Origin of the sequence: Peribacillus acanthi (assembly GCF_003073175.1) — a bacterium.
Lineage (GTDB): Bacteria > Bacillota > Bacilli > Bacillales > DSM-1321 > Bacillus_BN > Bacillus_BN acanthi.
This window is the reverse complement of record NZ_QBBX01000019.1, coordinates 1-21,500: the sequence shown is the minus strand read 5'-3', so window position 1 is coordinate 21,500 and position 21,500 is coordinate 1. Positions and strand designations below refer to the sequence as shown.

The window sequence follows — 21,500 nt, the reverse complement described above, 5'->3', positions numbered from 1 at the left end:
TTTAACCGGGGGGATTATTTTGGACAAAGGTGTAGCTTATTATGGAGTTGGAGAAGTCTTCGAGGCTTATTTATATATTAAATCGAGTACGAAGGGGACAGCTAGTAACGGAAAACCATTCCTATCCCTTGTTCTTTCCGATAAGTCAGGTGAGATTGAAGGGAAGCTATGGGATATCAATGAAGACTTTGAGAGAATGTATGTAGCTGAACAAACAGTCAAAATCAGTGGAGAAATTCAGAATTATCGTGGACGTAATCAATTGAAAATTCGACAAATCCGTCCGACGAATGAATCGGATTCAGTTACAATGGCGAGTTTGATTCAAACTGCACCGATTCCAAAGGATGAAATGGCAGACACAATCAACCAATTCATCTTTGAGATGAGGAATCCAAACATTCAACGAATTACCCGTTATCTATTGAAAAAACATCAACAAGAGTTCTTAACATTCCCTGCAGCTACAAAAAACCATCATGAATTCATGTCAGGTCTAGCTTATCACGTCGTAAGTATGTTAAATCTCGCTAAGGCGATTGTTGAACTATATCCAAATCTGGATAAGGATTTGCTTTATGCAGGTATCATTTTGCATGATTTAGGAAAGGTCATTGAACTATCTGGTCCGGTTTCAACGATGTATACAATAGAAGGTAATCTTCTTGGTCATATTACGATTATGGTAAATGAAATTGGAAAGGCTGCAGAGGCGTTGGAGATTGAAGGGGAAGAAGTTATGATTCTTCAACATATGGTGTTAAGTCATCACGGAAAAGCTGAATGGGGTAGTCCGAAGCCTCCAATGATTAAGGAAGCGGAAATCCTACATTATATCGATAATATTGATGCGAAAATGAATATGTTAGATCGTGCTTTAGATAAAGTGAAGCCTGGGGAATATACAGAACGAATTTTTGCCTTGGACAATCGTTCATTCTATAAACCTGGATTTCATGAATGATAATATGCTCTCCTTTTGGAGGGCATATTTTTTTTATTTGTATCATAGGATTTAGAAAGTATGGACAAACCCTTTAGATGGAAGGCGGGAAAAAAGTGGAGATTTGGGTTTATTTTGTTATAGCTGGAATTATTGTCAGTGGGTTTATGGCCGTAAGAGCTGCCCGTCAAGAAAAGCAAATAGAGGATCAATGGATTGAGCAAGAAGGAGAACGTTTTATTACTAGGATGAATGAGGAAAAGGAAAAACGAAAACAAATCAGTTCAGGTGCATAAAGATAAACAGAATAGGAAAACCCCGTCGACTCGACGGGGTTTTCTTGATTAAAAAATTGATTATTGTGCATCTGCTTCAGGAGCTTTTAATGCATCCTTTAAATCTTTATCTTGAATATCAACATTAGCTTCTTTCAGTTCTTTATCCATCACTTTTTGGACTTTTTCACTGTCCAGTTTGGATACTTTGATTTCATATTCGATTTCTTTCTTCATATCTTCGAAAGATTTCTTTTCTTTTTTATCAATTAGCTGAATGATATGGAAACCATGCTCAGTTTTCACGACATCACTAATTTCATTTTTCTCAAGTGCATAGGCAGCCGCTTCGAAAGGAGCAACCATTGTACCTGTACCAAACCAGCCTAAGTCTCCACCTTTTTCAGCAGAACCTGGATCTTTTGAATACTCTTTTGCAAGATCTTCAAATTTTGCACCAGTATCAAGCTTTTTCTTAATATCTTGAGCAGTTTTTTCGTCATCCACTAAAATGTGGCGAGCGTGAATCTCTGGCTTAATGTTGTCATAGTATTCTTTCATTTCTTTTTCAGTAACTTTTATATCCTTGATAGCTGCTTTTTCTTGAAGCATACCAATTTTAAAGGATCTTTTTAAATCTTCTTCGTCTTTATAGCCATATTGAGCAAGGGCCATTTCAAAGTTATCACCAAGGTCTTTCTTCAGCTTGTCCACTTTTTCATCAAGTTCCTTATCTGTCACTTTGTATTTATCAGATAGAACTTTTTCGTATACAAGCTCTTGAAGAACTTGATTACCGTAGCGTTCTTTCATAGCTTGGTATAATTCATCTTGTGAAATTTCCCCTGCTTTAGTTTTAACAACTACTTCAGAATTTCCACTATCTGCGTTATTACAAGCCGTCAAACCTACGATGCTAGCAGTTAATGCCAGGGATAAAACCCACTTTTTCATGTGTTAACAACTCCTGTGAAATTAATCGTATTTTAAAATCCATATCACCTACTATAACACAAAAAGGAATGATGGCAAAAAAAATGAGTGGACAAATAGGAAATTTCACCAGAACTGGGCTATTTGCCTATTCCATTTGCCTTCTTTTACATATGATACTTCGAAGAGAAAAAAGGAGGTATGAAAAATGGGCCAAAGCTTTCACAACAATGGATTTGCGTTGCTAGTAGTATTGTTCATTTTGTTAATTATCGTAGGTGCAGCTTACATTTGCTAATTTCTTCGCAATTGTGATAGGAGCCTACTCTTATTGAATGTGATTTGAATAGGATAGGGTAACACTTATAAAAGGAGGTGTTACAATGGGTCAGGGCTACCAAGGCGGCTTCGCTTTAATCGTCGTATTGTTCATCTTATTGGTAATTGTAGGTGCAGCATGGCTGTAATATAACTGAACAAATTGTTTAGTTAAAGACAAATAAAGGAACCTTATGTAAGGAGGAAACAGAATGTCAGGTGGATGTGGACACAACGGTGGCTTTGCATTGTTAGTGGTGTTGTTCATTCTTTTGATCATCATCGGAGCTGCATGGCTATAAAATAAAGGTGTACGTGTAATAGGATATAATCCGATTGCAGTACACAAAAAAAGGTGAAGCAAAGACTTCACCTTTTCTACATAGATTATGTAAAAGATATTTCAACATATGAAGACAGAAGCAAAATTGTAATCAATATATTGATCGTACGAAATATTCCTGCTTGTTTTTCTTCGGGTATTTCTTTTTGTAGGCAGAGATTATTTGTCAAATTATTAATGTTAAAAAGTATAACTGCCGCGAAGAGAATGAATAATAAAGACAGAAGTGAGAACACGTATGCATTCCCTCCTTACACCTAATTTCTAAAGGTTTTGTAAATTAAACCATAGTTACAAACATTTCTGTACAATTACGATATCAAATTATTCATAAAAAAGATAGTCCGAAAGTTTATGAGATTAAATAGGATGAAAGTAAACATATGTCTTGATTCGTATAAGTAATAGGACATGTTTAAAAATGTCCATTATTTACTTTTTGCTCTGTGTTGATTGAAACCGAATGCGCTGAGAAGTCTTCCAAATCAACATAGGTGGGAGAGGCTAGAGTGAAAATTAAAAAGTAAAATTTTACAAATATTAGAAGAAGTCTAGGTGAAGAAACAAGCATCCATTTTGGATGCTTGCAGTGGACAATTATTGTTCTTTGGAAACAAGGATTTCATATCCGTCTTCATTTTCTTCAATGAAGCAACGGTTAGGAGAACCTAAGATATTTTTTATGCTTATAAAGTCAGAAACACATAAACCAATGTGAAGGGATAATAAAATCGTAAAATAATGGGCGTAATGTTCAAGAAGTAATGCTCCCGCAGATAAACAGGTTGTAATGATAATAAATGGTGAAAGTAGTGCCAATATAAAAAGATTTTTATGGATTGGTTCAATCACTCGAAATGATACAATTGGGAAAAATTTGTATGGTCCCATTGAAAATTTAACCTTATCTATGTGCCCCATCAATGGTAAAAAGTGCAACATTTTATGAAGTGGGTATATAATGAATATGCCTACAAACAACCAAACATAACGATCATCATACAATTTTGCTGGGTTAACGCCCACACTCAAAAATGTATAAATGACAGTAAAAGATAGAAGCATTGTAAGGAATGATAAAATCATAATTCTAGGCCAGCCATATTGTTTTGAGAAATTAATGGATTTCCAGCAATTCATAAGTTGTTTTCAGCCTCCAGAAGGCAAAAATTTAAAAATCACTTACATACTTTATTATGAGAATAGAAAAAAATCAATAGAAATTTTTATGGTTTTTTGTTAGAACAGGAAATGAATTTTGTCGTGGGAAAAAGGAGATTAGTAGATGAAAGAATATTCTATGGAACACTTATTTGAAAAGATTGAAACATTGCAGTTTCATCAACAATTAATCATGATGATGCTAGGAGAAGTAAAGGAACAGCTTTATGTATTAATCATAAAAAAGAATTTATCCAAAAAGGAAACAGAAGAATTGTTAGAACTATGTGAAGAGTTGAGCAATAAATACAAAAAACAAAAAGCGGAAGGTTTTTTGAATTTTTATCCGCTTCTGCAAGAACTGAAAAATAAAATGAACTCTAAAATAACTCTAAAAGAAATAGTTGAAGCCTGTAGGAAACAAGGGGTTTATACGGAAGTCATGAATGAATTCCATTCCATGCTTGCCTAACCCTGTACAGGCTCAACTTCTTTTTCAGGGTCAATCTTAGATAGTTTTCCGTTCTTTTCTTCAAATTCCTTGTCAATGTTCGCAAATGATTTCTCAAATATCTTCATGAAATCCTCGCCATAAATATTGCGGATTATTGCCATCATTTCAATCATGTCAGGAAAGCGGCCATACAATTCATGTAAAGGAAGTGCCCCTGAAAATACAGCGTTCTTGCTAGGTTCGTAGGATTCCATTAATTGAAGGAGAATCTCTTCACCATCAGGTGTGATCTGAATGTAAGTATTTCTTTTATCATTCTCTTTTTTGGAGAATTTCAATAATCCTCTTTCCTCTAGTTTCTTAGAGAAATTGAAAGCGGTTGAAACGTGCATCACACCAAATTTAGCTACATCAGAAATAGATGCTCCATTTAAATGGTACGCAATCCAAAGAATATGATGCTCATTTATGTTTAAATCGTATGGTTTAATCCATTGCTGCCAGTCTTTTTCAATTGATTTCCATAAAGCCTTGCTAAGTTGTGCAACACGTTGACTAAATAGCATGGCTTCTTTCATAGAATAATGTTTTTCATGCATTTGAATACTCACCTACTTTTAGGAGTCTTTATTATTTATTATGACAATAAAGTATTAAATAATAAAGAAAAAATTAACGAAATTTTTAGAAATTTTAAAGTTTTTTTGTTATGTTATTAAAATATAGGGATATGTAGAGAGAGAAAAGGTAAATCTCCCTCATATTACTTCTGGTTAGTTGGTTTGCCCTTTTTCCATTTCATTCTCAGATGGGGAAGAGACAATATATTCAAGCTCCCCTAAAGCATTCTCAATTTCTTTAATTCGATATTGAATCTCATCTTTATGTGGTTCAATACTTTCTTTCCATGTTTGGATTAGTACTTTAACATCGGATATAAATAGCTTTATGGTATCTTTACTTACCTTAGAGGCATGAATTGTTTCATCTTTCATATCCATAATTCTTTGCTTGATTTCTAAAAGGATATCATTAATTTCGTCCTTATTTTCTTTGATACGAATACGCAAATCCTTACCGGATGCTGGAGTGTACATGAGAGTGCTTACCCCGGCCACCACTGCACCAGTTAAAAAGCCAAGAAATAGAGATTTTGCCTTCATTAAGATCCTCCTCAATTTTTAGCTGTTCTACATTTTTCTACAAAAGTGTAAAAAATCCTTTTTTTCTATAGAAACTTTTTTTAAGTAGTCAGCTTCAATATTTTATTTGTTCTCTTGTTATACTTGTATATCACATTGTAGAAAAATTAAACATTGTATATCCCTCTACTCATTATATAAAAATAATATCCCGGTGCGCTAATTCATAATTTAATTCGTGTCGCATATTTATGGAAGAACGAGAAAAGAAAGAAGGGAAGGGGAAATGGCGAAGTTCCACATGTTTTTTTTCTTTCTAGGTTCCGCAATGCTGATAGGTTCAATCACATTATTCTTACAATCTTTTAATGCTGGCGTTTATCCTCCTAAACAGATGGTTAGAAGGAAAGCGGCATTACTAGGTATAGCAGGGGGAATTGCTGTATTACTTGGAATGTTGTTTAGAATATTTGTGTGATAAGTTTGTAGGAAAACACAAAGCCCTTGGCTAAAGAGCCAAGGGCTTGAATAATATTAATGTACGGTAGCAATAGTTGATTTCTTAACAATTCCTTTAACAATTGGATATATCACAATCATGGTAATGGTATTGACTGCGGCTGCAGGTAGTACAACTGCGGCGAACAAACCTACGAATGGGCCAGGTAATCCTACTAGGAAATAAGCTGATCCAAGGAAAATGATTCCTGAGATTATCGTGCCAATTGCAGTAAGGAACCCAACAGTAAAGATTGATTTTCGTAGTTTACTTGCTACCATGAATAATCCTAAAAATAGAAAGGCAGTTATAAATTTGTCAATAATGTTAGGAAGAAAACCTCCAGGGAATGTTGTCGTTATGGCAGAAATTAAGCCAGTGACAATTCCAAGTAAAAGGACATTTTTCTTTTCCGGAAACAATATGATTCCTAAAAACATCATAGTGAGCATCATGTCTGGCTTCATTCCAAGGAAGAAACCTGGGACAATTGTGTGTAGTGCGGCTCCTATACCTACCAATAGGGATAGGGATACCAAAGTTTTCGTATTCATTTCTCATCTCTCCTCAGCTAATCTAGCTAACTATTTTAGCTTCTCCAACAGTGCTCTCTATGCCTGTTGCGAAAAACTTAACATTATTATATTACACCTCATGTGATAAAAGTAGTGAAATGTTATCTTTTTTAAAATTTACCATAAAATTAGCGAGTTTTTCACAATGCTCAAGTGGCACAGCATTATAAATCGAAGCTCTGCAGCCTCCGACTGAGCGATGTCCATCCAATCCAATAAAACCAGACTGTTTTGCTTGATCAAGAAATTTTTTAGTAAGAGCTTCGTTTGGTAGAGTAAATGTCACATTCATGTAAGAGCGACTATCAGCCTTTGCATGACCTTTATAAAACCCTTCACTTTTATCAATGACGGAATATAATTGTTCTGCTTTTTGTTGATTCAATTTTTCAACAGCTTCCACTCCACCCTGATTCTTGACCCATTCTAAAACGAGTGAAAGGAGATAAATGGATAGCGTAGGAGGTGTATTATACAGTGAATGATGATCTGAGTGAGTTTTATACTGTAGCATCGTCGGGATGTGATCAAGTCCATCTTTAATTAAGTCTTTTCTAATAATTACTACTGTAACTCCAGATGGACCAAGGTTCTTTTGGGCGCCTGCATAAATCAATCCAAATTTACTTATATCTAATGGTTTACTAAGAATATCGCTAGACATATCGGCTATGAGAGGAATATCTCCTGTATCTGGAAACGAGTGCCACTGAGTGCCGTAGATGGTATTGTTAGATGTGATATGTACATATGCTAAATCTTCTGCTAGTTCAATACTGTGTAGGGAAGGAATATGGGTATACCTATGTTGTTTTGTAGATGCAGCTACAACCACATCTCCGATTTTCTTAGCTTCCTGGAAAGCTTTGTCAGACCAAACACCAGTTAAGACATAGGAAGCTGTTTTTCCTTGAGTTAGAAGGTTCATCGGAATCATGGAAAATTGGAGACTTGCTCCGCCTTGTAGGAATAGAATGTCATGAGAGTCTGGGATGTTCAATAAATCACGCAAATGATGATGTGCTTTTTCATGAATCATTTCATATTCTTTGCTTCTATGGCTCAGTTCCATGACACTCATACCTGAGTTGAAAATATCGAGCCATTCACCGCTTGCTTTTTGCAATACTTCCTCAGGTAATGCTGCTGGACCCGCATTAAAATTGTACGCTCTATTCACACATATGTCCTCCTTCACTTTTGTGCATTAAAGCAAAACGTTTCCATAATAGTAACAGAAATTGAAGCAATGTTGTGAAAAAAATAAAAACTTCGATGGGAAAATCGAAGTTTTTGTAGAATTAAATATGTTGTCCGATAGAATCAGCAATATTTTTCAAATCTTGTGGTGTATATTCACTTGTATGTGTTTTCCATACTGCACCGAAACCATCATGATCGCCATAACGAGGTAGTATATGCATATGATAATGGAAAACAGATTGTCCAGCTTTTTCACCATTATTGTTCAAAAGATTCAAGCCGATTGGTTGGAATTCCGTTTTAATGGCATTTGCAATTTGAGGAACAACTTCAAAAATTTGTTTAGCAATTTCAGGAGTCAATTCAAAAACATTTTCTTTATGTACCTTAGGAATGACTAATGTATGTCCTTTTGTGACTTGGCTGATATCCAGAAAAGCCATAACGTGTTCGTTTTCAAAAACTTTTGCAGCAGGTATTTCTCCGGCAACAATTTTACAAAAGATACAATCGCTCATAATATAATCCTCCTCGAAAAAGTTTGTCCTAATTTTACCACTTTTAACATATGAGGAAAAGAAAACATTAAAAGGCAGAGTGCAACGACTTGTGCACCCTGCCCCGCTCGAGGAAGCAATGTCAGCTAATGCTTAGACTAATCTCTCTGCGATCAACACCTCATTTATAATGGTAAATGATTTATGTGTGATTTAGAGTATCCTGTTTTTCGTTCAAAGTAACCATCCCCTATATTTTTATATGTTTATCAACGTATAAAATAGTAGATGTATTTAACAAACACCTCATTTGAGAGTTTACTTAAATTAGTTGAAGGTGATCCTCAAACTTACGAATGAACGTTTTTTCCATGCAAGCTAATCATCCCCTTGCGTTTTTGGAAAATAAAATAGGTTTTTAAGTCGGCTTCAATGTCTTTAACAGACACCTCATTTCAATGGTTGAAATCCTATAGTGGAACTTCTTAATCCATTGCGCTGGGTCATCGCTTCCTCCTTAATTATGATGTCCGCTTTTTCGAAAGTTAAACATTGGTTTTTTATGGAAATTCAGTTACTGTGAAAAAATCGATTAGGTCTGATAAACTAAAAGAACTAAAACCATATTGGAAAGGATTGAATATATGTCACTTCTACAAATACATAATTTAACGGGTGGATATACGAAAACCCCTGTGTTAAAAGGAATAAGTTTCGAGGTGAAAGCTGGAGAATTAGTTGGGTTAATTGGACTGAATGGAGCGGGTAAAAGTACGACCATCAAGCATATTATTGGTCTTATGGAGCCTAAAGGTGGAGAAGTTAAGATTAACGGAAAAGAAGCTCATCAGGATATCGAAGCATACAGACGAGAATTCACTTTCGTTCCCGAAACCCCTATTTTATATGATGAATTAACGTTAGATGAACATTTGAATTTAACCGCAATGGCCTACAATTTGGATGAAAGGACATATAAAGAACGTAAGGCTTTATTATTGAAAGAATTTAGAATGGAAAAAAGGCTTACTTGGTTTCCAGCCCATTTTTCTAAAGGGATGAAACAAAAAGTGATGATTATGTGTGCCTTTTTGGTCCAACCATCTTTATATATTGTGGATGAACCGTTTGTTGGTTTGGACCCACTAGGAATCCAATCCTTGTTAGATTTAATGAAAAAAATGAAAGAAAATGGAGCGGGGATCTTAATGTCTACTCACATTTTGGCAACAGCTGAAAAATATTGTGACAGTATTATCATCCTCCATAATGGGGAAGTAAGGGCACGAGGAACTTTGCCTGAGTTACGAGAGCAGTTCAATATGCCAACTGCAAGCCTTGACGATATATATATAGAGTTAACGAAGGAAGAAAACGATCATGATTAGTAATAATATTTGGAAGGAACGTTTTCAAAATTATACGAAGGAATTAACGAAATATTTAAGATACATATTTAATGGACACCTTGTGTTTGTGTTGTTGATAGGAATGGGTGGACTGGCATACTATTACAGCGAATGGGTGGCTACCTTAAATCAAGACTTCCCGGCAGAATGGGTCATGTCTGTTCTTCTCGCGCTAGTAATTACAGTAAGTCCGATTCAAACTTTTTTACGTGAACCTGATATGATTTTCTTGCTTCCTTTAGAAAAAGAATTAAAGAACTATTTCCAAAAAGGGATTAAGGCAAGTCTAATATTAAATTCATATGTATCAATTTTGATCTTAGCGGCTCTCATGCCGTTATATGTACAAGTATTAAACGGCAAGTTTGGTGATTTTTTATACTTAATTGCCATCATCCTCATACTGACTTTCATCAACATGAAGATGAGATGGTGCATCTTGAAGTTCCAATATAAATCTACGTTGTATCAAGATTGGATGATCCGATTTATTTTGAATGGAGTATTTATTCTTTTCCTAGTTACAAAAGCTCCTTATTATCTGCTTTTGGTCATGTGTGTCATTATAGGTGGACTTTGGCTTGCTTATGAAAAAATGAGCAGGGTGAAGCTTTTGAAATGGGAAAGAATAATTGAATTAGAAAACAAAAGAATGATGAGGTTTTATCAGATCGCAAATATGTTTACGGACGTACCAAAATTAAGAAATAAAGTATCTCGTCGCAAATGGCTTGATTGGATTTTATCTTTTATTCCATCCAAGCACGGTTCGACTTATAAATATTTGTTTGCTAGAACTTTGTTACGCTCGAATGATTACGCTGGACTTTGGTTAAGATTAACGTTGATTGCTGGATTTGTAATGGCAGCTTTCCCGGCAGTATGGGCTAAATTATTGGCTGTCATATTATTTCTATATTTAACGGGATTTCAATTACTTACAATCAGCAAACACCATGAAACGAAAATCTGGCTTCAATTGTATCCGTTACGTCCACAAATAATTAAAAAAAGCATTACTGAGCTTTTGACCATCAGCTTAGTGGTGCAAGGATTCATTTTGGCTAGTGTGGCAAGTGTATTCTCTGGAATCCTATCCGCATTGATTTTAATGAGTGGATCAATAGTGTTTGTTTTCATTTTTTCACTTTACATGAAGAAAAAATTATAGAAATGAAACCCATTTTACTCCATATCCGTAATGAAATAAAAGAGGAGTGAAATGGTATGGTCCATTTATATGAAGAAAAAGTAATGCAAGAACTGATTTTATGGAAGAGTCAATTTTATAAAAGATCAGGTATGATTCATCGATTATCAAAGCAGGTTCAAAATAAAGTGAATGCAGTAATTCCTGAGAAGGCACACCAAATTGTGACAGATGCAATAAAAGGTATGGTCCAAACCACTTTGACTGGTGCTACTTATACAACGAAGAAAAAAGATGTTGAGTTCCTTTCTCTTGAAGAAATGGATCAATGGTTATTAGATAAAATAGGTACATTTAGGAAGACAGCCATGATTGAAGGTGCTGGAACGGGTGCAGGTGGAATACTGTTAGGCTTAGCTGATTTTCCACTGCTTCTTACAATTAAAATGAAATTCCTATTCGAAGCAGCAAGTATCTATGGGTATGACACTAAAAATATGGAAGAAAGAGTGTTCATTCTTTATGTATTTCAATTGGCTTTTTCCAGTGATGAAAGAAGACGGGAAGTACTAGAAATTATAGAAAATTGGGATGAAAAGAAAGTGGAAGTCTCAAACCTCGATTGGCGTCAATTCCAACAAGAGTATCGAGATTATATCGATGTGGTAAAGTTCTTCCAGTTGGTGCCGGTGATAGGGGCGGCAGTTGGTGCTTACGCCAACTATCAATTGCTTCAGCAACTAGGTGAAACAGCTATGAATTGCTATAGAATTAGAAAATTAAGCGAAAAATTGTAGGGATATGTGACTGGTTAATAGCATTAAATAATACTGCTGAGTATTAATAGTTACCCGCCACTTTTTTCAACATATCCGCAAGATCCGGAACATATCCATGACACTCGGACGTATATCCGCGACTAAATTTATTAATCAGTGAGGACTAATAGAAAAGCCGAACCATCCAGGTTCGGCTTCTTCAATTTTATTTGGAATGACAAGTGACTGCCGCTGTGGCAAGAGTTTTCGCAGCTATCAACATGGCTTTTTCATCAATATCAAAACGTGGGTGATGGTGAGGGTATGGTTTTTCAACCCCTTCTGGCTTCGCTCCTGTGAAGAAGAAGGTACCTTTCACATTTTGTAAATAATATGCAAAATCCTCTCCACCCATATGAGCTTCAGCTTCAATGATTGCTTTTACCTCATCTACTTTTTCCGCGCACGATACTAAGAATTCTGTTTCCTCTTGCGGATTGACTACAGCAGGGTATCCATAGGAATAGTCATATTCATACGTGCAGTCGTTCGCAAGGCAAATCCCTTTTAGAATTTTTTCAATATCAATTTCGATAGCCTTTCGTACATCCTCATTGAAGGTGCGAACAGTACCAACTAGAGTCGCGCGATCAGCGATGACATTAAACGCATTGTCAGCTACGAACGAACCAATTGATACTACAGCGGAATCGATAGGATTGACTCTGCGGCTGACGATTTGTTGCAAATGAACGACGAGCTGAGAAGCAGCCACAATCGCATCTTTTGTTTTATGCGGTTGGGCACCATGGCCGCCTTGGCCTTGAAGTTTAATTGTAAAGCGATCAGCTGCCGCCATGACTGGACCCACTTTATATTCAATCGTACCTGTCGGAGTTAAAGACCATAAGTGAGTACCAAAAATCACATCGACGCCATCTAAGCATCCATCCTCAATCATAGGCTTTGCACCGCCTGGAGAATATTCCTCTGCATGTTGATGGATAAATACATATTCTCCTTCCAGCTCTTCTTTTACTGTATGTATCGCTTTAGCCAACATAAGTAAGCTCGACGTATGTCCATCATGTCCACAAGCATGCATCACACCAGGGACTGAAGATTTATAGGGTACATCTTTTTCATCTTGAATTGGGAGAGCATCAAAATCTGCACGGAGAGCGACGGTCTTTCCAGGCTTTCCACCTTTTACCCTAGCGACTACTCCATTTCCACCGACATTTTCTCGAACATCAATACCAAGTTGGTGATAGAAATTAGCAATATACTTAGCTGTTTTATACTCTTTAAAAGATAACTCTGGATGTTGATGTAAATACCTTCGAATGGAAACCATTTCTTCATATGATGAGTCAAGAAGCGAGTGCACCTTTTGTAACATTGAATCTCCCCCTGTTGAATATATGTAATAGTAAAAATATTCTATTAACTAGTATATCATGACTGCTTTCTTACCGGACCGTTCTATTCATGGTTTTTATCTTAAATTCTTTCTAAATTGGGGCAGGCTATGAAAAGGGAAAATTATGGTTGTCTAGAATAGAATGGGAATGTATGATTCAAGTATTGAAATGAAGGGAGAAGGATGATGAATCAAAACGTTAAACAAAAAGGAACTTTTACATACGTATATTCAATTTTATTAGTTTTGTCTGCTTTGACATTCTTTTATTTATTTAAAAGCGTTAGGTCGGGAGTCGATTTTAGTTGGGAAGCACCAGTCCAATCTTTTTTCCAAGCTTGGAGTCAAGGAGGTAGCAAGGCATTTTTTACTTTCATGACTGAATTTGGTTCTAAGATTGGAATTGGGTCTGGGACATTAATTTTATTAGCGTTCTTATGGTTTAAAAAGAAAAATTATGTTGCAATGGCAATGGTGGTACTGGCAGTGGCAGGCGGAGACCAATTAAATAAAGCAATAAAATCCTTCGTTGGAAGAGAGAGACCTTTTATAGATGCTTCTGTTGATGCTGTTGGTCATAGTTTTCCGAGTGGTCACGCAATGGTTGGCTTTATTTTTTATGTGGTTGTTGCATACTTCACAACGATGTATCTAAAATCAACGAAATGGAAACTGGTAGTCTGGATTTGGGCAGCATTTATGATTCTGACTGTAGGCATTAGTCGAATCGTATTAAGTGCACATTATCCATCAGATGTTTTTGCAGGCTATGCAATTGGTTGCTTATTTGTACTGAGTGTCTTAAAAATCTACAGAGAATTATATAAATTTATGAGTAAAGAAAATCAGATATAGAAAACAAAAACTCGAGCCTGTCTTTTGAAACATGCTCGAGTTTTTTATTTATATTAAGAACATTGCAACGATGGTGGTAACTATTAATCCAATTGTTACAGGCAGAAGATTTCTTCGTGCCAGTTCAAACGGATCCACTTTACAAATAGCGGCTGCTGGAATCAATGCCCATGGTACTAATGTACCTCCACCTACCCAAATAGCTGATATTTGCCCAAGAGCGGTCAAGGTAGCAGCACCAGCTCCTATAGCAGTTGCGAACAGGTTTGCAACGGAACCGGCTAAGGAAATCCCTGAGAACCCTGAACCATCAAGCCCGGTAATAGCACCTATTGAAGTCAAAACAATGGCGGCCATTTCTTTGCTTAAAGGGACAGAATGGGCAAGAGCGACACCTAAATCGTTAACGATCCCTTGTGAAGCCTTTGGTAAATGTTCACCTAATATTTTTATGAAACCTGAATCTCCAAGGTAGAAAAAAGCTGCGATTGGAATAACTGGACCGAACACTTTAAATCCGAACTGAAACCCGTCAATGAGATAGGAAGTGGTTTGCTCCAAGCCTCTGTTTTTATGAGCCATAAGAGATAAAATAATGAGGATGAAAATTGAAGTACCCCCGATTAGTGCTGTAGCGTCTCCGCCTTGTAATTTCAACATGGACATGGCTACTACATCCAATGCGAAAGCGATAGGGATAAGGATGGCAAAAAAATTGCGTTGCGACTTCGTTAACAAGCTTTCATCTGCTTTTACAATATCAGTGGAGTCTTCGATCACACTACTATCAACAGTTAGTCGCTTCAATCGCATATCTCTTTTTAAGAAATAAAAAGCACATACTGTAGTGACTAGACCCATGACGAATACGAGTGGCACACTTGCAGACACTACTTCGCCTACGGGTAGACCAGCCGCGTCTGAAGTTAATTTAGGTGCTGCTTGAATGATGAAATCCCCTGATAGCGCAATACCATGACCGAACAAGTTCATCGCCATAGCCACACCAAGCGCAGGCAAGCCCACTCGGATTGCAACTGGAAGCAACACCGCTCCAAGAAGTGCAACTGCTGGAGAAGGCCAAAAGAACCATGAGATAATCATCATTAATATACCAATAGTCCAATAGGCTAATCCTGGTGAACGAATCAGCTTGGCAAATGGCGAAATCATCACATCGTTTATTCCGGTTTTGGTCAAAACTCGACTCATTGCAACGATGATTGAAATGACAAGGATGGTAGGAAGCAGTTCAGTGATAGCGTATATAAAACTATTGAATATCCCGCTAATGGACCCTGATAAACTACCCGTTGCAACGATTGCCAAGGTGAAAATCCCAGCAATACATATTAAGGTTGTATCTCTTCTCATCACCATAACCCCGATGATTAACACGATAAACAAAACATAAATCCAATGAAGAGCCGTAAGCTCAATCCCCATTAATAATCCCCCTTTCCGAAGATAAGAAATAAAGATTGGGGCGTTGCCAGCTAGTATAAGGCGAATGCCCCAAATTCTTATCTACACAATATGTAGGGGCGAAGATATTGGTGTTTTGTTTATAAACTTTTTCCAAAGAACAATTCAGCCTTAAGACGGACACGGAACAAGGCTCTGACAAGTTCCCGTACCATCATCTATTTATTAAGATAAAAGAAGGAAAGATTCGAGAATAGTAGAATCATACTAGTAATGAAAGGAGAGGCTGTCTTTGAAGGAACAAACAATGAAGCAGATTGTAATTGCTATTCTGTTGTTTGGAATTGGAATGCTTCTTTTATTGGTGAATGTTAATGTCATTTCCTTGGAAATAAAACAGATTTTTGTCGATTATTTTCCTTTACTGGCATTAGTGATTGTCGGAATATGGTTTGTAGGTAGTTTTAAAAATCCATTTGGAGTTAGGATGTTAGTAAGCTTTTATTTAACCATCTATTTTGGGTTATTGGCATGCAGTAAATGGGGTTTAGTAGATTTTAATTCTGGGATGTTTTTAGATTTATGGCCTCTTCTAATTATTTTCTTAGCTTTAAAGATGCTTATTACAAAAAGAGGATTTAAAGCAAGAATTACTATTGATAAGAAAAACCTCTTTGAATCAAGGGAGAGGACCAAAGGCGATTTTGAACCAATTAAGGCATTCTCAATTGGAACTGTCGAGATGGTAGATTCAAATTGGTCCTTAGAACCGATGAAGCTATATAAGATGATTGGGGATTACAACTTTGATATCACAAAGGCATTCATTCCTGAGCGAGAAATTCCGATTTCAATTGAAGGTTGGATTGGAAATGTCACAATCGTGATACCAGAACATTTGCAGGTTCGGATTGACGCCAATGTGAAAATTGGTAACTTAGATATTTTTAACCATACTATGGCTCAAGCAAAGGGTGATGGATTTTTTTATCAAAGTGATAAGTATGATGAGGCAATACAAAGATTAGATTTGAAGATTAATCTTAGTATAGGTTCAATAAGTATCCAAAGGGTGTAAAGGAGGGGTCCGTTTGAAGGGGTTACGTTCATTCTTTTTTCAAAGCTATATGATGTTCGCCTTGATAAGTTCCCTCGTTTTTTTCGTCATCATTCAAATGTATATCCTATTAGCACATAAACCAGTCGTTTCCTTGACTGCTGCCATTTGGCTTTCTGTATTGGTTTTAGGATTATTACTATCTCTTGCAGCTTATTTTGGGATTCGTAATGCATATATTTTGAAAAGAGGACTTGGCGAAGTAAATGCGTTTATCCAAACCTTAAGGAGTGGAAAACTTTCTGAACGAATTACCAAATATGAATCTGATGAGTTAGGAGTTCTTTTCAAAGAACTAAATGAACTGGCGGATTATATTCAAGAACATGTACATTCCATTCAAAGATTGGCAGAGGAAAAATCCAAGCTTGCACAGAGTGCCCAAGCAGCGGCTGTGTTGGAGGAAAGACAAAGGATTGCACGGGAGCTTCATGATGCAGTTAGTCAACAATTATTTGCACTGAACATGATGTCAGCCACCTCATTAAAAACCTTTGATGATGAACCTGATCAAACGAAGCAAGTGTTACAAGAAATTTCTTCAATATCAATGAAGGCACAAAGTGAGATGAGGGCACTACTGCTTCATCTACGTCCTGTCGAACTTTCCGAAGATTCATTAAGTGATGGGATTATAAAATTGCTTAAGGAATTGAGAGATAAAACGAGTATGCAATTTCAGGTAAGTATTGATGATGTGTTTCACCTTTCCAAAAGTGCAGAAATGCATATATTCCGAATTGTCCAAGAGGCTGTCACGAATGTAATCCGGCATGCAGAAGCTACTAGGATTCAAGTAGAGCTTAGTGAATGTGATTCTTATGTTCAACTTTATATTAGAGATAATGGGGTAGGCTTTAATCCCTGTGACGAACGAATGGCATCTTATGGAATTCGTTCGATGAAGGAGCGGACGGACGAAATGGGTGGAATTTTTCAAATTCGTTCTAAGCAAGATGAAGGGACCTATTTGTTAGTGAAAATTCCTTTTAAGGCAGGTGAACGAGATGGATCATATTCGATTGGCAGTCGTTGATGATCATGAATTAGTACGAAAAGGTATGCTGTCTTTTTTAAAGACTGAAAAAGACATAGAAGTGGTCGGTGAGGGTAGGAGTGGTAAAGAAGCTATCCAAATTGCAAAAAGAGTGAAGCCAGATATCTTCCTTATGGATTTATTAATGGAAGATGGTACGGGAATTGATGCAACTAAAGAGATTCTTTCTTTTTTACCGAGTTGTAAAATTATCATTCTTACTAGTTATTATGATGAAGAGGAAGTTCTTCCAGCCATTGAGGCAGGGGCTTTTAGCTACTTACTAAAGACCTCTTCGGCTTTCGACGTCCTTTCAGCCATTAGAAAAGCTTATAAGGGTGAATCAGTCATTGAACCAAAAGTCACGAATATAATGATGAAGAAGCTTAGGAACTCTGAAAAAAAACTTCATGATCAGCTGACGGATCGTGAAATGGACGTGCTTTTATGTATTGGAGAAGGAATGACGAACCAAGAGATTTCAGAGGACTTATTTATTGGAATCAAAACGGTCAAAACACATGTCAGCAATATATTAAGCAAACTAGGTGTCAGTGACCGTACCCAAGCAGCGGTTTATGCCAATAGAAATAACTTGCGAAAAATAAAATAAATAGGAAAATATTAAAAGTTTCTTTGGTCACATTGGTTGCACTTTAAAAACACTATATAACAGATTAAGCCCTAAAACTATCATATATGTTTTGGGGCTTAATCTGTTAAAGTTTAGGCTGTTGTCAAAAGGTTTGTTGCTTTTTAGTGTACTTTAACTTTAACATTCTGAGTTGGTTGTAGCGGAGGACACTCTCCTCCTCGAAAATGCATACGCATTTCCTTCGTGCGGTGTTAATTCGAGGAAGATTATTCAATGTCCTGCGGGAAATAGAGGGAAGTTGGAGACCCCACAGGCGCAAGCGCCGAGGAGGCTCCAACCCTCCCCGCGGAAAGCAAGTGTCTGGAGCGGAAATCAACGGACAAGCTATTCGGAAATAGCCCTAAAGTTTAAAAAACTTCATCTTCCAATACAGGCACAATGTATTTGGTCACATAGGAAGAACCCGAAAAAATCGTTGTGGTTGAAGACGCTTCTTGACCATCTTGTTTTTGGCCATGTGCATGGGAAAAAGATTGTGAATTTTGCCATTCATTGAATGACTTTTCGTTTTCCCATTGTGTTAGAATGATATAGGTATCTGAATGAAGAGGGCGAAGAATACGGATTGCCCAAAATCCAGGTTGATTCTCGATTTGACCAGGACGATTTTTAAAGCGATGCTCAAAGATAGGACGTCCTTCTTTTGAAACAGGGATATTATTCATGACAATGAATCCTTTTTGTTTTAGTTCACCTACTGCATCTACATGTTCATAGCTTCTAGGGCTGCTGAAGAAAGACTTTTTATCATTTGATTCGTGGACTAAAAATGTAGATTCTGCATTTTGAAGCAATAGCATGTTCTCATCACGATGTTGGTCACGCTTTTTACGTAGAAAGTCAAAAGTTCCTGATGTAATATGTACGAACATTTTCTTCACCTCATCAATAGTCTGGACTAATTCATACTATCTATCCTTTACTGTTCCTATTTACCACGAGGTTTCTTATGTTAAACAATGATTCTGTCATGTAAGCTTGAGTTGGAAGGTTTTAGGGTATATATAAACTATAGTGTTATTACATAAAGGAAAGTTCGTCAATTTATTGACAATGTACTAGGTTATCTATACAACGATAGTAGAAAAGGCTATATTGATATCATATGTTACGAGTTCGAAATAATTTGTGTTTTGTTACTGCATGAAAGGTGGAAATTCTTAATGTCGATGAAAATTAATGACACATTTTTAAAAGCTGCTAGGGGCGAAAAAACGGATTATGTCCCAGTTTGGTATATGAGACAAGCTGGTCGTTCTCAGCCAGAATACCGTGCAATCAAAGAAAAGTATTCTCTATTTGAAATTACACATCAACCGGAGCTATGTGCATACGTAACGAAACTTCCAGTGGATCAATATGGGGTAGATGCAGCGATTTTATATAAAGATATCATGACTCCACTACCTGCAATTGGCGTGGACGTTGAAATTAAGTCGGGAATCGGTCCTGTCATTTCTAATCCAATTAGATCTAGAGCAGACGTTGATAAACTTGGAGAAATCCATCCAGAAACAGATGTGCCATATGTATTAGATACAATTAAGCTATTAACTCAAGAACAATTGACTGTTCCATTAATCGGTTTTGCTGGTGCACCGTTTACACTTGCTTCTTATATGATTGAAGGCGGTCCATCTAGAAACTACAACAAAACAAAAGCATTCATGTATTCAGAGCCAGAAGCTTGGTTCGCGTTAATGGACAAATTGGCAGAAACAACAATTACGTACGTGAAATCGCAAATTAATGCAGGGGCTAAAGCGATCCAAATCTTTGATAGTTGGGTTGGAGCATTGAATGTAGAAGATTATCGTTTCTTCATCAAACCTGTGATGAATAAGATTTTCTCCTCCCTGCGTGAAGAGAATGTTCCATTAATTATGTTTGGAGTAGGTGCCAGCCATTTAGCGATGGAATGGCATGAACTTCCTTTAGACGTGGTCGGTTTAGATTGGAGACTTCCAATTTCACAGGCGCGTGAGATGGGAATTACTAAAACGGTACAAGGAAACCTCGATCCTTCTATTCTTTTAGCTCGTTGGGAAGTAATCGAAGAACGTGCTAAAGCAATCCTTGATCAAGGAATGGCACAGCCAGGGTACATCTTTAACCTTGGTCACGGTGTATTCCCAGAAGTTAACCCAGACACATTAAAGCGTTTGACTGCTTTGATCCATGAATACTCAGCTTCCAAGCTTTCTAATTAATAATTCGGATTATCTGAAAAGATTACATTTTATGAGGTGAATGACCTTTGGAAAAGAAAAAAATGGGCTTGCTAGTCATGGCGTATGGCACTCCATACAAAGAAGAGGATTTAGAACGTTATTATACTCATATTAGACATGGACGAAAGCCATCTCCTGAGATGCTTGAAGATTTAAGAAGCCGTTATGAGGCAATTGGAGGAATCTCTCCGTTAGCAAGAATTACACAAGAACAGGCGAATGCTCTTCAAGATCTTCTAAATAGTATTCAAGATAAAATCGAGTTCAAAGCCTATTTAGGTTTAAAACATATTGAACCATTTGTTGAAGATGCGGTTACCGCAATGAAGGAAGACGGATTAGAAGAAGCGGTAAGTATCGTCCTTGCTCCTCATTTTTCAACGTTCAGTGTAAAGTCGTACAATGGGCGTGCTGAAAAACAGGCACATGAGATTGGTGGTCCGAACATTACTTTTGTAGAGAGCTGGTATGATGAACCAAAATTCATCGAGTACTGGGTAAACCATGTAAAGGATACGTATGCTAGTATGAACGATGAGGATAGGAATTCTGCTGCATTAATCGTGTCTGCTCATAGCTTACCTGAGAAGATTCTTCAAATGGGTGATCCATATCCAAATCAGCTACAAGAAACAGCTGATTTAATCGCTCAAGGTGCAGGTGTAAAAAATTATTATGTCGGTTGGCAAAGTGCTGGAAACACACCTGAGCCATGGTTAGGTCCTGATGTTCAGGATTTAACAAGAGACCTTCACGAAGAAAAAGGTTATAAATCGTTTGTCTACATTCCTGTTGGATTTGTGGCAGATCATTTAGAAGTGCTTTTTGACAATGATTACGAGTGTAAAGTCGTTACAGATGAAATTGGGGCTTCTTATTACCGTCCTGCCATGCCAAATACAGATTCCCTATTTGTAGATGCGATGGCAACAGTTGTATTAAACAAATTAGAGCAAATGTAGAGAATTTATAAAAAGTAATTATAGAAAAACGGCAGCCTGAAATGAGGCTGCCGCAGATTGTCGACAAAAGACATCGAGAGGCCTCCCTCTCGATGTCTTTTGTCATTTTTGGATAGGAATGCGGTTAAAATACGTT

The 21,500-nt window shown here is 36.8% G+C and carries 27 protein-coding genes; 16 read left to right on the top strand and 11 right to left on the bottom strand.

Annotated features, from left to right (window positions below; genetic code table 11):
* Window positions 1-19: 19 nt before the first annotated feature.
* The gene (gene yhaM, locus DBX25_RS16715) at window positions 20-964 is read left to right on the top strand and encodes a 3'-5' exoribonuclease YhaM (RefSeq protein ID WP_108671920.1); all 945 of its coding nucleotides are present in this window, start codon (window positions 20-22) and stop codon (window positions 962-964) included.
* A gap of 77 nt (window positions 965-1,041) precedes the next feature.
* On the top strand, window positions 1,042-1,239 hold the full coding sequence (locus DBX25_RS16710; RefSeq protein WP_108671919.1) for a sporulation YhaL family protein: 198 nt from the start codon (window positions 1,042-1,044) through the stop codon (window positions 1,237-1,239).
* A gap of 60 nt (window positions 1,240-1,299) precedes the next feature.
* Here DBX25_RS16710 and DBX25_RS16705 read toward each other — a convergent pair whose 3' ends face one another.
* Complete coding sequence (locus DBX25_RS16705) at window positions 1,300-2,172, bottom strand: peptidylprolyl isomerase (RefSeq protein ID WP_108671918.1); 873 nt, start codon at window positions 2,170-2,172, stop codon at window positions 1,300-1,302.
* Window positions 2,173-2,359: 187 nt separating this feature from the next.
* Between DBX25_RS16705 and DBX25_RS16700 the strand changes: the two genes are divergently transcribed.
* The 3 genes from DBX25_RS16700 to DBX25_RS16690 all read left to right on the top strand — a co-directional run bounded on the left by DBX25_RS16700 (window position 2,360) and on the right by DBX25_RS16690 (window position 2,771).
* Window positions 2,360-2,449, top strand: a complete 90-nt coding sequence (locus DBX25_RS16700; RefSeq protein WP_108671917.1) for a YjcZ family sporulation protein — start codon at window positions 2,360-2,362, stop codon at window positions 2,447-2,449.
* Between the two features lie 85 nt (window positions 2,450-2,534).
* Entirely contained in the window at window positions 2,535-2,618 is an 84-nt protein-coding gene (locus DBX25_RS16695; protein ID WP_108671916.1) for a YjcZ family sporulation protein, read from the top strand.
* Between the two features lie 63 nt (window positions 2,619-2,681).
* The gene (locus DBX25_RS16690) at window positions 2,682-2,771 is read left to right on the top strand and encodes a YjcZ family sporulation protein (protein ID WP_108671915.1); all 90 of its coding nucleotides are present in this window, start codon (window positions 2,682-2,684) and stop codon (window positions 2,769-2,771) included.
* 85 nt (window positions 2,772-2,856) lie between these two features.
* On the opposite strand, the gene DBX25_RS21465 is transcribed toward DBX25_RS16690, so the two are convergent.
* Both DBX25_RS21465 and DBX25_RS16680 read right to left on the bottom strand, forming a co-directional pair.
* Entirely contained in the window at window positions 2,857-3,036 is a 180-nt protein-coding gene (locus DBX25_RS21465) for a hypothetical protein (protein WP_108671974.1), read from the bottom strand.
* Between the two features lie 373 nt (window positions 3,037-3,409).
* Window positions 3,410-3,952: a DUF3267 domain-containing protein gene (locus DBX25_RS16680; protein WP_108671914.1), complete on the bottom strand. Its 543-nt coding sequence runs from the start codon at window positions 3,950-3,952 to the stop codon at window positions 3,410-3,412.
* Between the two features lie 145 nt (window positions 3,953-4,097).
* On the opposite strand from DBX25_RS16680, the gene DBX25_RS16675 reads away from it, so the two are divergent.
* A complete protein-coding gene (locus tag DBX25_RS16675; RefSeq protein WP_108671913.1) occupies window positions 4,098-4,445 on the top strand; it encodes a DUF1878 family protein in 348 nt (115 codons plus the stop codon).
* Here DBX25_RS16675 and DBX25_RS16670 read toward each other — a convergent pair.
* Window positions 4,442-5,026, bottom strand: a complete 585-nt coding sequence (locus tag DBX25_RS16670; protein ID WP_108671912.1) for an HTH-type transcriptional regulator Hpr — start codon at window positions 5,024-5,026, stop codon at window positions 4,442-4,444. The two genes, DBX25_RS16675 and DBX25_RS16670, sit on opposite strands and share 4 nt — an antisense overlap.
* Before the next feature lie 174 nt (window positions 5,027-5,200).
* Entirely contained in the window at window positions 5,201-5,590 is a 390-nt protein-coding gene (locus DBX25_RS16665; RefSeq protein WP_108671911.1) for a YtxH domain-containing protein, read from the bottom strand.
* Between the two features lie 265 nt (window positions 5,591-5,855).
* Between DBX25_RS16665 and yhzF the strand changes: the two genes are divergently transcribed.
* A complete protein-coding gene (gene yhzF / locus DBX25_RS16660) occupies window positions 5,856-6,047 on the top strand; it encodes a membrane protein YhzF (RefSeq protein ID WP_108671910.1) in 192 nt (63 codons plus the stop codon).
* 56 nt (window positions 6,048-6,103) lie between these two features.
* Here yhzF and DBX25_RS16655 read toward each other — a convergent pair whose 3' ends face one another.
* The 3 genes from DBX25_RS16655 to DBX25_RS16645 all read right to left on the bottom strand — a co-directional run bounded on the left by DBX25_RS16655 (window position 6,104) and on the right by DBX25_RS16645 (window position 8,364).
* Window positions 6,104-6,622: a tryptophan transporter gene (locus tag DBX25_RS16655; RefSeq protein ID WP_108671909.1), complete on the bottom strand. Its 519-nt coding sequence runs from the start codon at window positions 6,620-6,622 to the stop codon at window positions 6,104-6,106.
* Between the two features lie 91 nt (window positions 6,623-6,713).
* Window positions 6,714-7,823, bottom strand: coding sequence for a 3-phosphoserine/phosphohydroxythreonine transaminase (gene serC / locus DBX25_RS16650; protein WP_108671908.1), 1,110 nt, complete (start codon window positions 7,821-7,823; stop codon window positions 6,714-6,716).
* 121 nt (window positions 7,824-7,944) lie between these two features.
* Window positions 7,945-8,364: an HIT family protein gene (locus DBX25_RS16645; RefSeq protein ID WP_108671907.1), complete on the bottom strand. Its 420-nt coding sequence runs from the start codon at window positions 8,362-8,364 to the stop codon at window positions 7,945-7,947.
* Window positions 8,365-8,987: 623 nt separating this feature from the next.
* Here DBX25_RS16645 and DBX25_RS16640 point away from each other — a divergent pair.
* Genes DBX25_RS16640 through DBX25_RS16630 form a run of 3 tightly spaced genes read left to right on the top strand, consistent with a single transcriptional unit; the run spans window position 8,988 to window position 11,699 of the window.
* Window positions 8,988-9,731, top strand: coding sequence for an ABC transporter ATP-binding protein (locus tag DBX25_RS16640; protein ID WP_108671906.1), 744 nt, complete (start codon window positions 8,988-8,990; stop codon window positions 9,729-9,731).
* The gene (locus DBX25_RS16635; RefSeq protein ID WP_108671905.1) at window positions 9,724-10,923 is read left to right on the top strand and encodes an ABC transporter permease; all 1,200 of its coding nucleotides are present in this window, start codon (window positions 9,724-9,726) and stop codon (window positions 10,921-10,923) included. Before DBX25_RS16640 ends, DBX25_RS16635 begins: the two co-directional genes overlap by 8 nt.
* Window positions 10,924-10,979: 56 nt before the next feature.
* Window positions 10,980-11,699: an EcsC family protein gene (locus DBX25_RS16630; RefSeq protein ID WP_108671904.1), complete on the top strand. Its 720-nt coding sequence runs from the start codon at window positions 10,980-10,982 to the stop codon at window positions 11,697-11,699.
* 187 nt (window positions 11,700-11,886) lie between these two features.
* Here DBX25_RS16630 and DBX25_RS16625 read toward each other — a convergent pair whose 3' ends face one another.
* Window positions 11,887-13,062, bottom strand: coding sequence for a M20 family metallopeptidase (locus DBX25_RS16625; protein WP_108671903.1), 1,176 nt, complete (start codon window positions 13,060-13,062; stop codon window positions 11,887-11,889).
* A gap of 204 nt (window positions 13,063-13,266) precedes the next feature.
* On the opposite strand from DBX25_RS16625, the gene DBX25_RS16620 reads away from it, so the two are divergent.
* The gene (locus DBX25_RS16620) at window positions 13,267-13,938 is read left to right on the top strand and encodes a phosphatase PAP2 family protein (protein ID WP_108671902.1); all 672 of its coding nucleotides are present in this window, start codon (window positions 13,267-13,269) and stop codon (window positions 13,936-13,938) included.
* A gap of 48 nt (window positions 13,939-13,986) precedes the next feature.
* Here the strand turns inward: DBX25_RS16620 and DBX25_RS16615 are convergent, their stop codons facing one another.
* Window positions 13,987-15,384 (bottom strand): hypothetical protein, encoded by a 1,398-nt coding sequence (locus DBX25_RS16615; protein WP_108671901.1) that lies wholly within the window; start codon window positions 15,382-15,384, stop codon window positions 13,987-13,989.
* A 271-nt stretch (window positions 15,385-15,655) separates the two neighbouring features.
* Between DBX25_RS16615 and liaF the strand changes: the two genes are divergently transcribed.
* Genes liaF through DBX25_RS16600 form a run of 3 tightly spaced genes read left to right on the top strand, consistent with a single transcriptional unit; the run spans window position 15,656 to window position 18,129 of the window.
* Window positions 15,656-16,441: a cell wall-active antibiotics response protein LiaF gene (gene liaF, locus DBX25_RS16610; protein ID WP_108671900.1), complete on the top strand. Its 786-nt coding sequence runs from the start codon at window positions 15,656-15,658 to the stop codon at window positions 16,439-16,441.
* Window positions 16,442-16,454: 13 nt separating this feature from the next.
* Window positions 16,455-17,516, top strand: a complete 1,062-nt coding sequence (locus DBX25_RS16605) for a sensor histidine kinase (RefSeq protein WP_240620371.1) — start codon at window positions 16,455-16,457, stop codon at window positions 17,514-17,516.
* Window positions 17,488-18,129, top strand: coding sequence for a response regulator (locus DBX25_RS16600; RefSeq protein ID WP_108671899.1), 642 nt, complete (start codon window positions 17,488-17,490; stop codon window positions 18,127-18,129). The genes DBX25_RS16605 and DBX25_RS16600 overlap by 29 nt, the downstream gene beginning before the upstream one ends.
* 389 nt (window positions 18,130-18,518) lie before the next feature.
* On the opposite strand, the gene DBX25_RS16595 is transcribed toward DBX25_RS16600, so the two are convergent.
* The gene (locus DBX25_RS16595) at window positions 18,519-19,043 is read right to left on the bottom strand and encodes an antibiotic biosynthesis monooxygenase family protein (RefSeq protein ID WP_108671898.1); all 525 of its coding nucleotides are present in this window, start codon (window positions 19,041-19,043) and stop codon (window positions 18,519-18,521) included.
* A 291-nt stretch (window positions 19,044-19,334) separates the two neighbouring features.
* Here DBX25_RS16595 and hemE point away from each other — a divergent pair, with 291 nt between their 5' ends.
* Both hemE and hemH read left to right on the top strand, forming a co-directional pair.
* Window positions 19,335-20,381, top strand: coding sequence for a uroporphyrinogen decarboxylase (gene hemE, locus DBX25_RS16590; protein ID WP_108671897.1), 1,047 nt, complete (start codon window positions 19,335-19,337; stop codon window positions 20,379-20,381).
* A gap of 47 nt (window positions 20,382-20,428) precedes the next feature.
* The gene (gene hemH / locus DBX25_RS16585; protein WP_108671896.1) at window positions 20,429-21,364 is read left to right on the top strand and encodes a ferrochelatase; all 936 of its coding nucleotides are present in this window, start codon (window positions 20,429-20,431) and stop codon (window positions 21,362-21,364) included.
* Window positions 21,365-21,500 lie beyond the last annotated feature (136 nt).

What these genes read in the sequence shown, in the direction of transcription:
- DBX25_RS16625 (WP_108671903.1), bottom strand. Translation starts at nt 13,062, where the DNA reads ATGTTACAAAAGGTGCACTCGCTTCTTGACTCATCATATGAAGAAATG.
- DBX25_RS16630 (WP_108671904.1), top strand. Translation starts at nt 10,980, where the DNA reads ATGGTCCATTTATATGAAGAAAAAGTAATGCAAGAACTGATTTTATGG.
- DBX25_RS16705 (WP_108671918.1), bottom strand. Translation starts at nt 2,172, where the DNA reads ATGAAAAAGTGGGTTTTATCCCTGGCATTAACTGCTAGCATCGTAGGT.
- DBX25_RS16645 (WP_108671907.1), bottom strand. Translation starts at nt 8,364, where the DNA reads ATGAGCGATTGTATCTTTTGTAAAATTGTTGCCGGAGAAATACCTGCT.
- DBX25_RS16700 (WP_108671917.1), top strand. Translation starts at nt 2,360, where the DNA reads ATGGGCCAAAGCTTTCACAACAATGGATTTGCGTTGCTAGTAGTATTG.
- DBX25_RS16635 (WP_108671905.1), top strand. Translation starts at nt 9,724, where the DNA reads ATGATTAGTAATAATATTTGGAAGGAACGTTTTCAAAATTATACGAAG.
- hemE (WP_108671897.1), top strand. Translation starts at nt 19,335, where the DNA reads ATGTCGATGAAAATTAATGACACATTTTTAAAAGCTGCTAGGGGCGAA.
- DBX25_RS16670 (WP_108671912.1), bottom strand. Translation starts at nt 5,026, where the DNA reads ATGCATGAAAAACATTATTCTATGAAAGAAGCCATGCTATTTAGTCAA.
- DBX25_RS16640 (WP_108671906.1), top strand. Translation starts at nt 8,988, where the DNA reads ATGTCACTTCTACAAATACATAATTTAACGGGTGGATATACGAAAACC.
- DBX25_RS16665 (WP_108671911.1), bottom strand. Translation starts at nt 5,590, where the DNA reads ATGAAGGCAAAATCTCTATTTCTTGGCTTTTTAACTGGTGCAGTGGTG.
- DBX25_RS16615 (WP_108671901.1), bottom strand. Translation starts at nt 15,384, where the DNA reads ATGGGGATTGAGCTTACGGCTCTTCATTGGATTTATGTTTTGTTTATC.
- DBX25_RS16710 (WP_108671919.1), top strand. Translation starts at nt 1,042, where the DNA reads ATGGAAGGCGGGAAAAAAGTGGAGATTTGGGTTTATTTTGTTATAGCT.
- DBX25_RS16620 (WP_108671902.1), top strand. Translation starts at nt 13,267, where the DNA reads ATGATGAATCAAAACGTTAAACAAAAAGGAACTTTTACATACGTATAT.
- yhzF (WP_108671910.1), top strand. Translation starts at nt 5,856, where the DNA reads ATGGCGAAGTTCCACATGTTTTTTTTCTTTCTAGGTTCCGCAATGCTG.
- DBX25_RS16675 (WP_108671913.1), top strand. Translation starts at nt 4,098, where the DNA reads ATGAAAGAATATTCTATGGAACACTTATTTGAAAAGATTGAAACATTG.
- DBX25_RS16695 (WP_108671916.1), top strand. Translation starts at nt 2,535, where the DNA reads ATGGGTCAGGGCTACCAAGGCGGCTTCGCTTTAATCGTCGTATTGTTC.
- DBX25_RS16680 (WP_108671914.1), bottom strand. Translation starts at nt 3,952, where the DNA reads ATGAATTGCTGGAAATCCATTAATTTCTCAAAACAATATGGCTGGCCT.
- DBX25_RS16595 (WP_108671898.1), bottom strand. Translation starts at nt 19,043, where the DNA reads ATGTTCGTACATATTACATCAGGAACTTTTGACTTTCTACGTAAAAAG.
- DBX25_RS16690 (WP_108671915.1), top strand. Translation starts at nt 2,682, where the DNA reads ATGTCAGGTGGATGTGGACACAACGGTGGCTTTGCATTGTTAGTGGTG.
- DBX25_RS16655 (WP_108671909.1), bottom strand. Translation starts at nt 6,622, where the DNA reads ATGAATACGAAAACTTTGGTATCCCTATCCCTATTGGTAGGTATAGGA.
- DBX25_RS16600 (WP_108671899.1), top strand. Translation starts at nt 17,488, where the DNA reads ATGGATCATATTCGATTGGCAGTCGTTGATGATCATGAATTAGTACGA.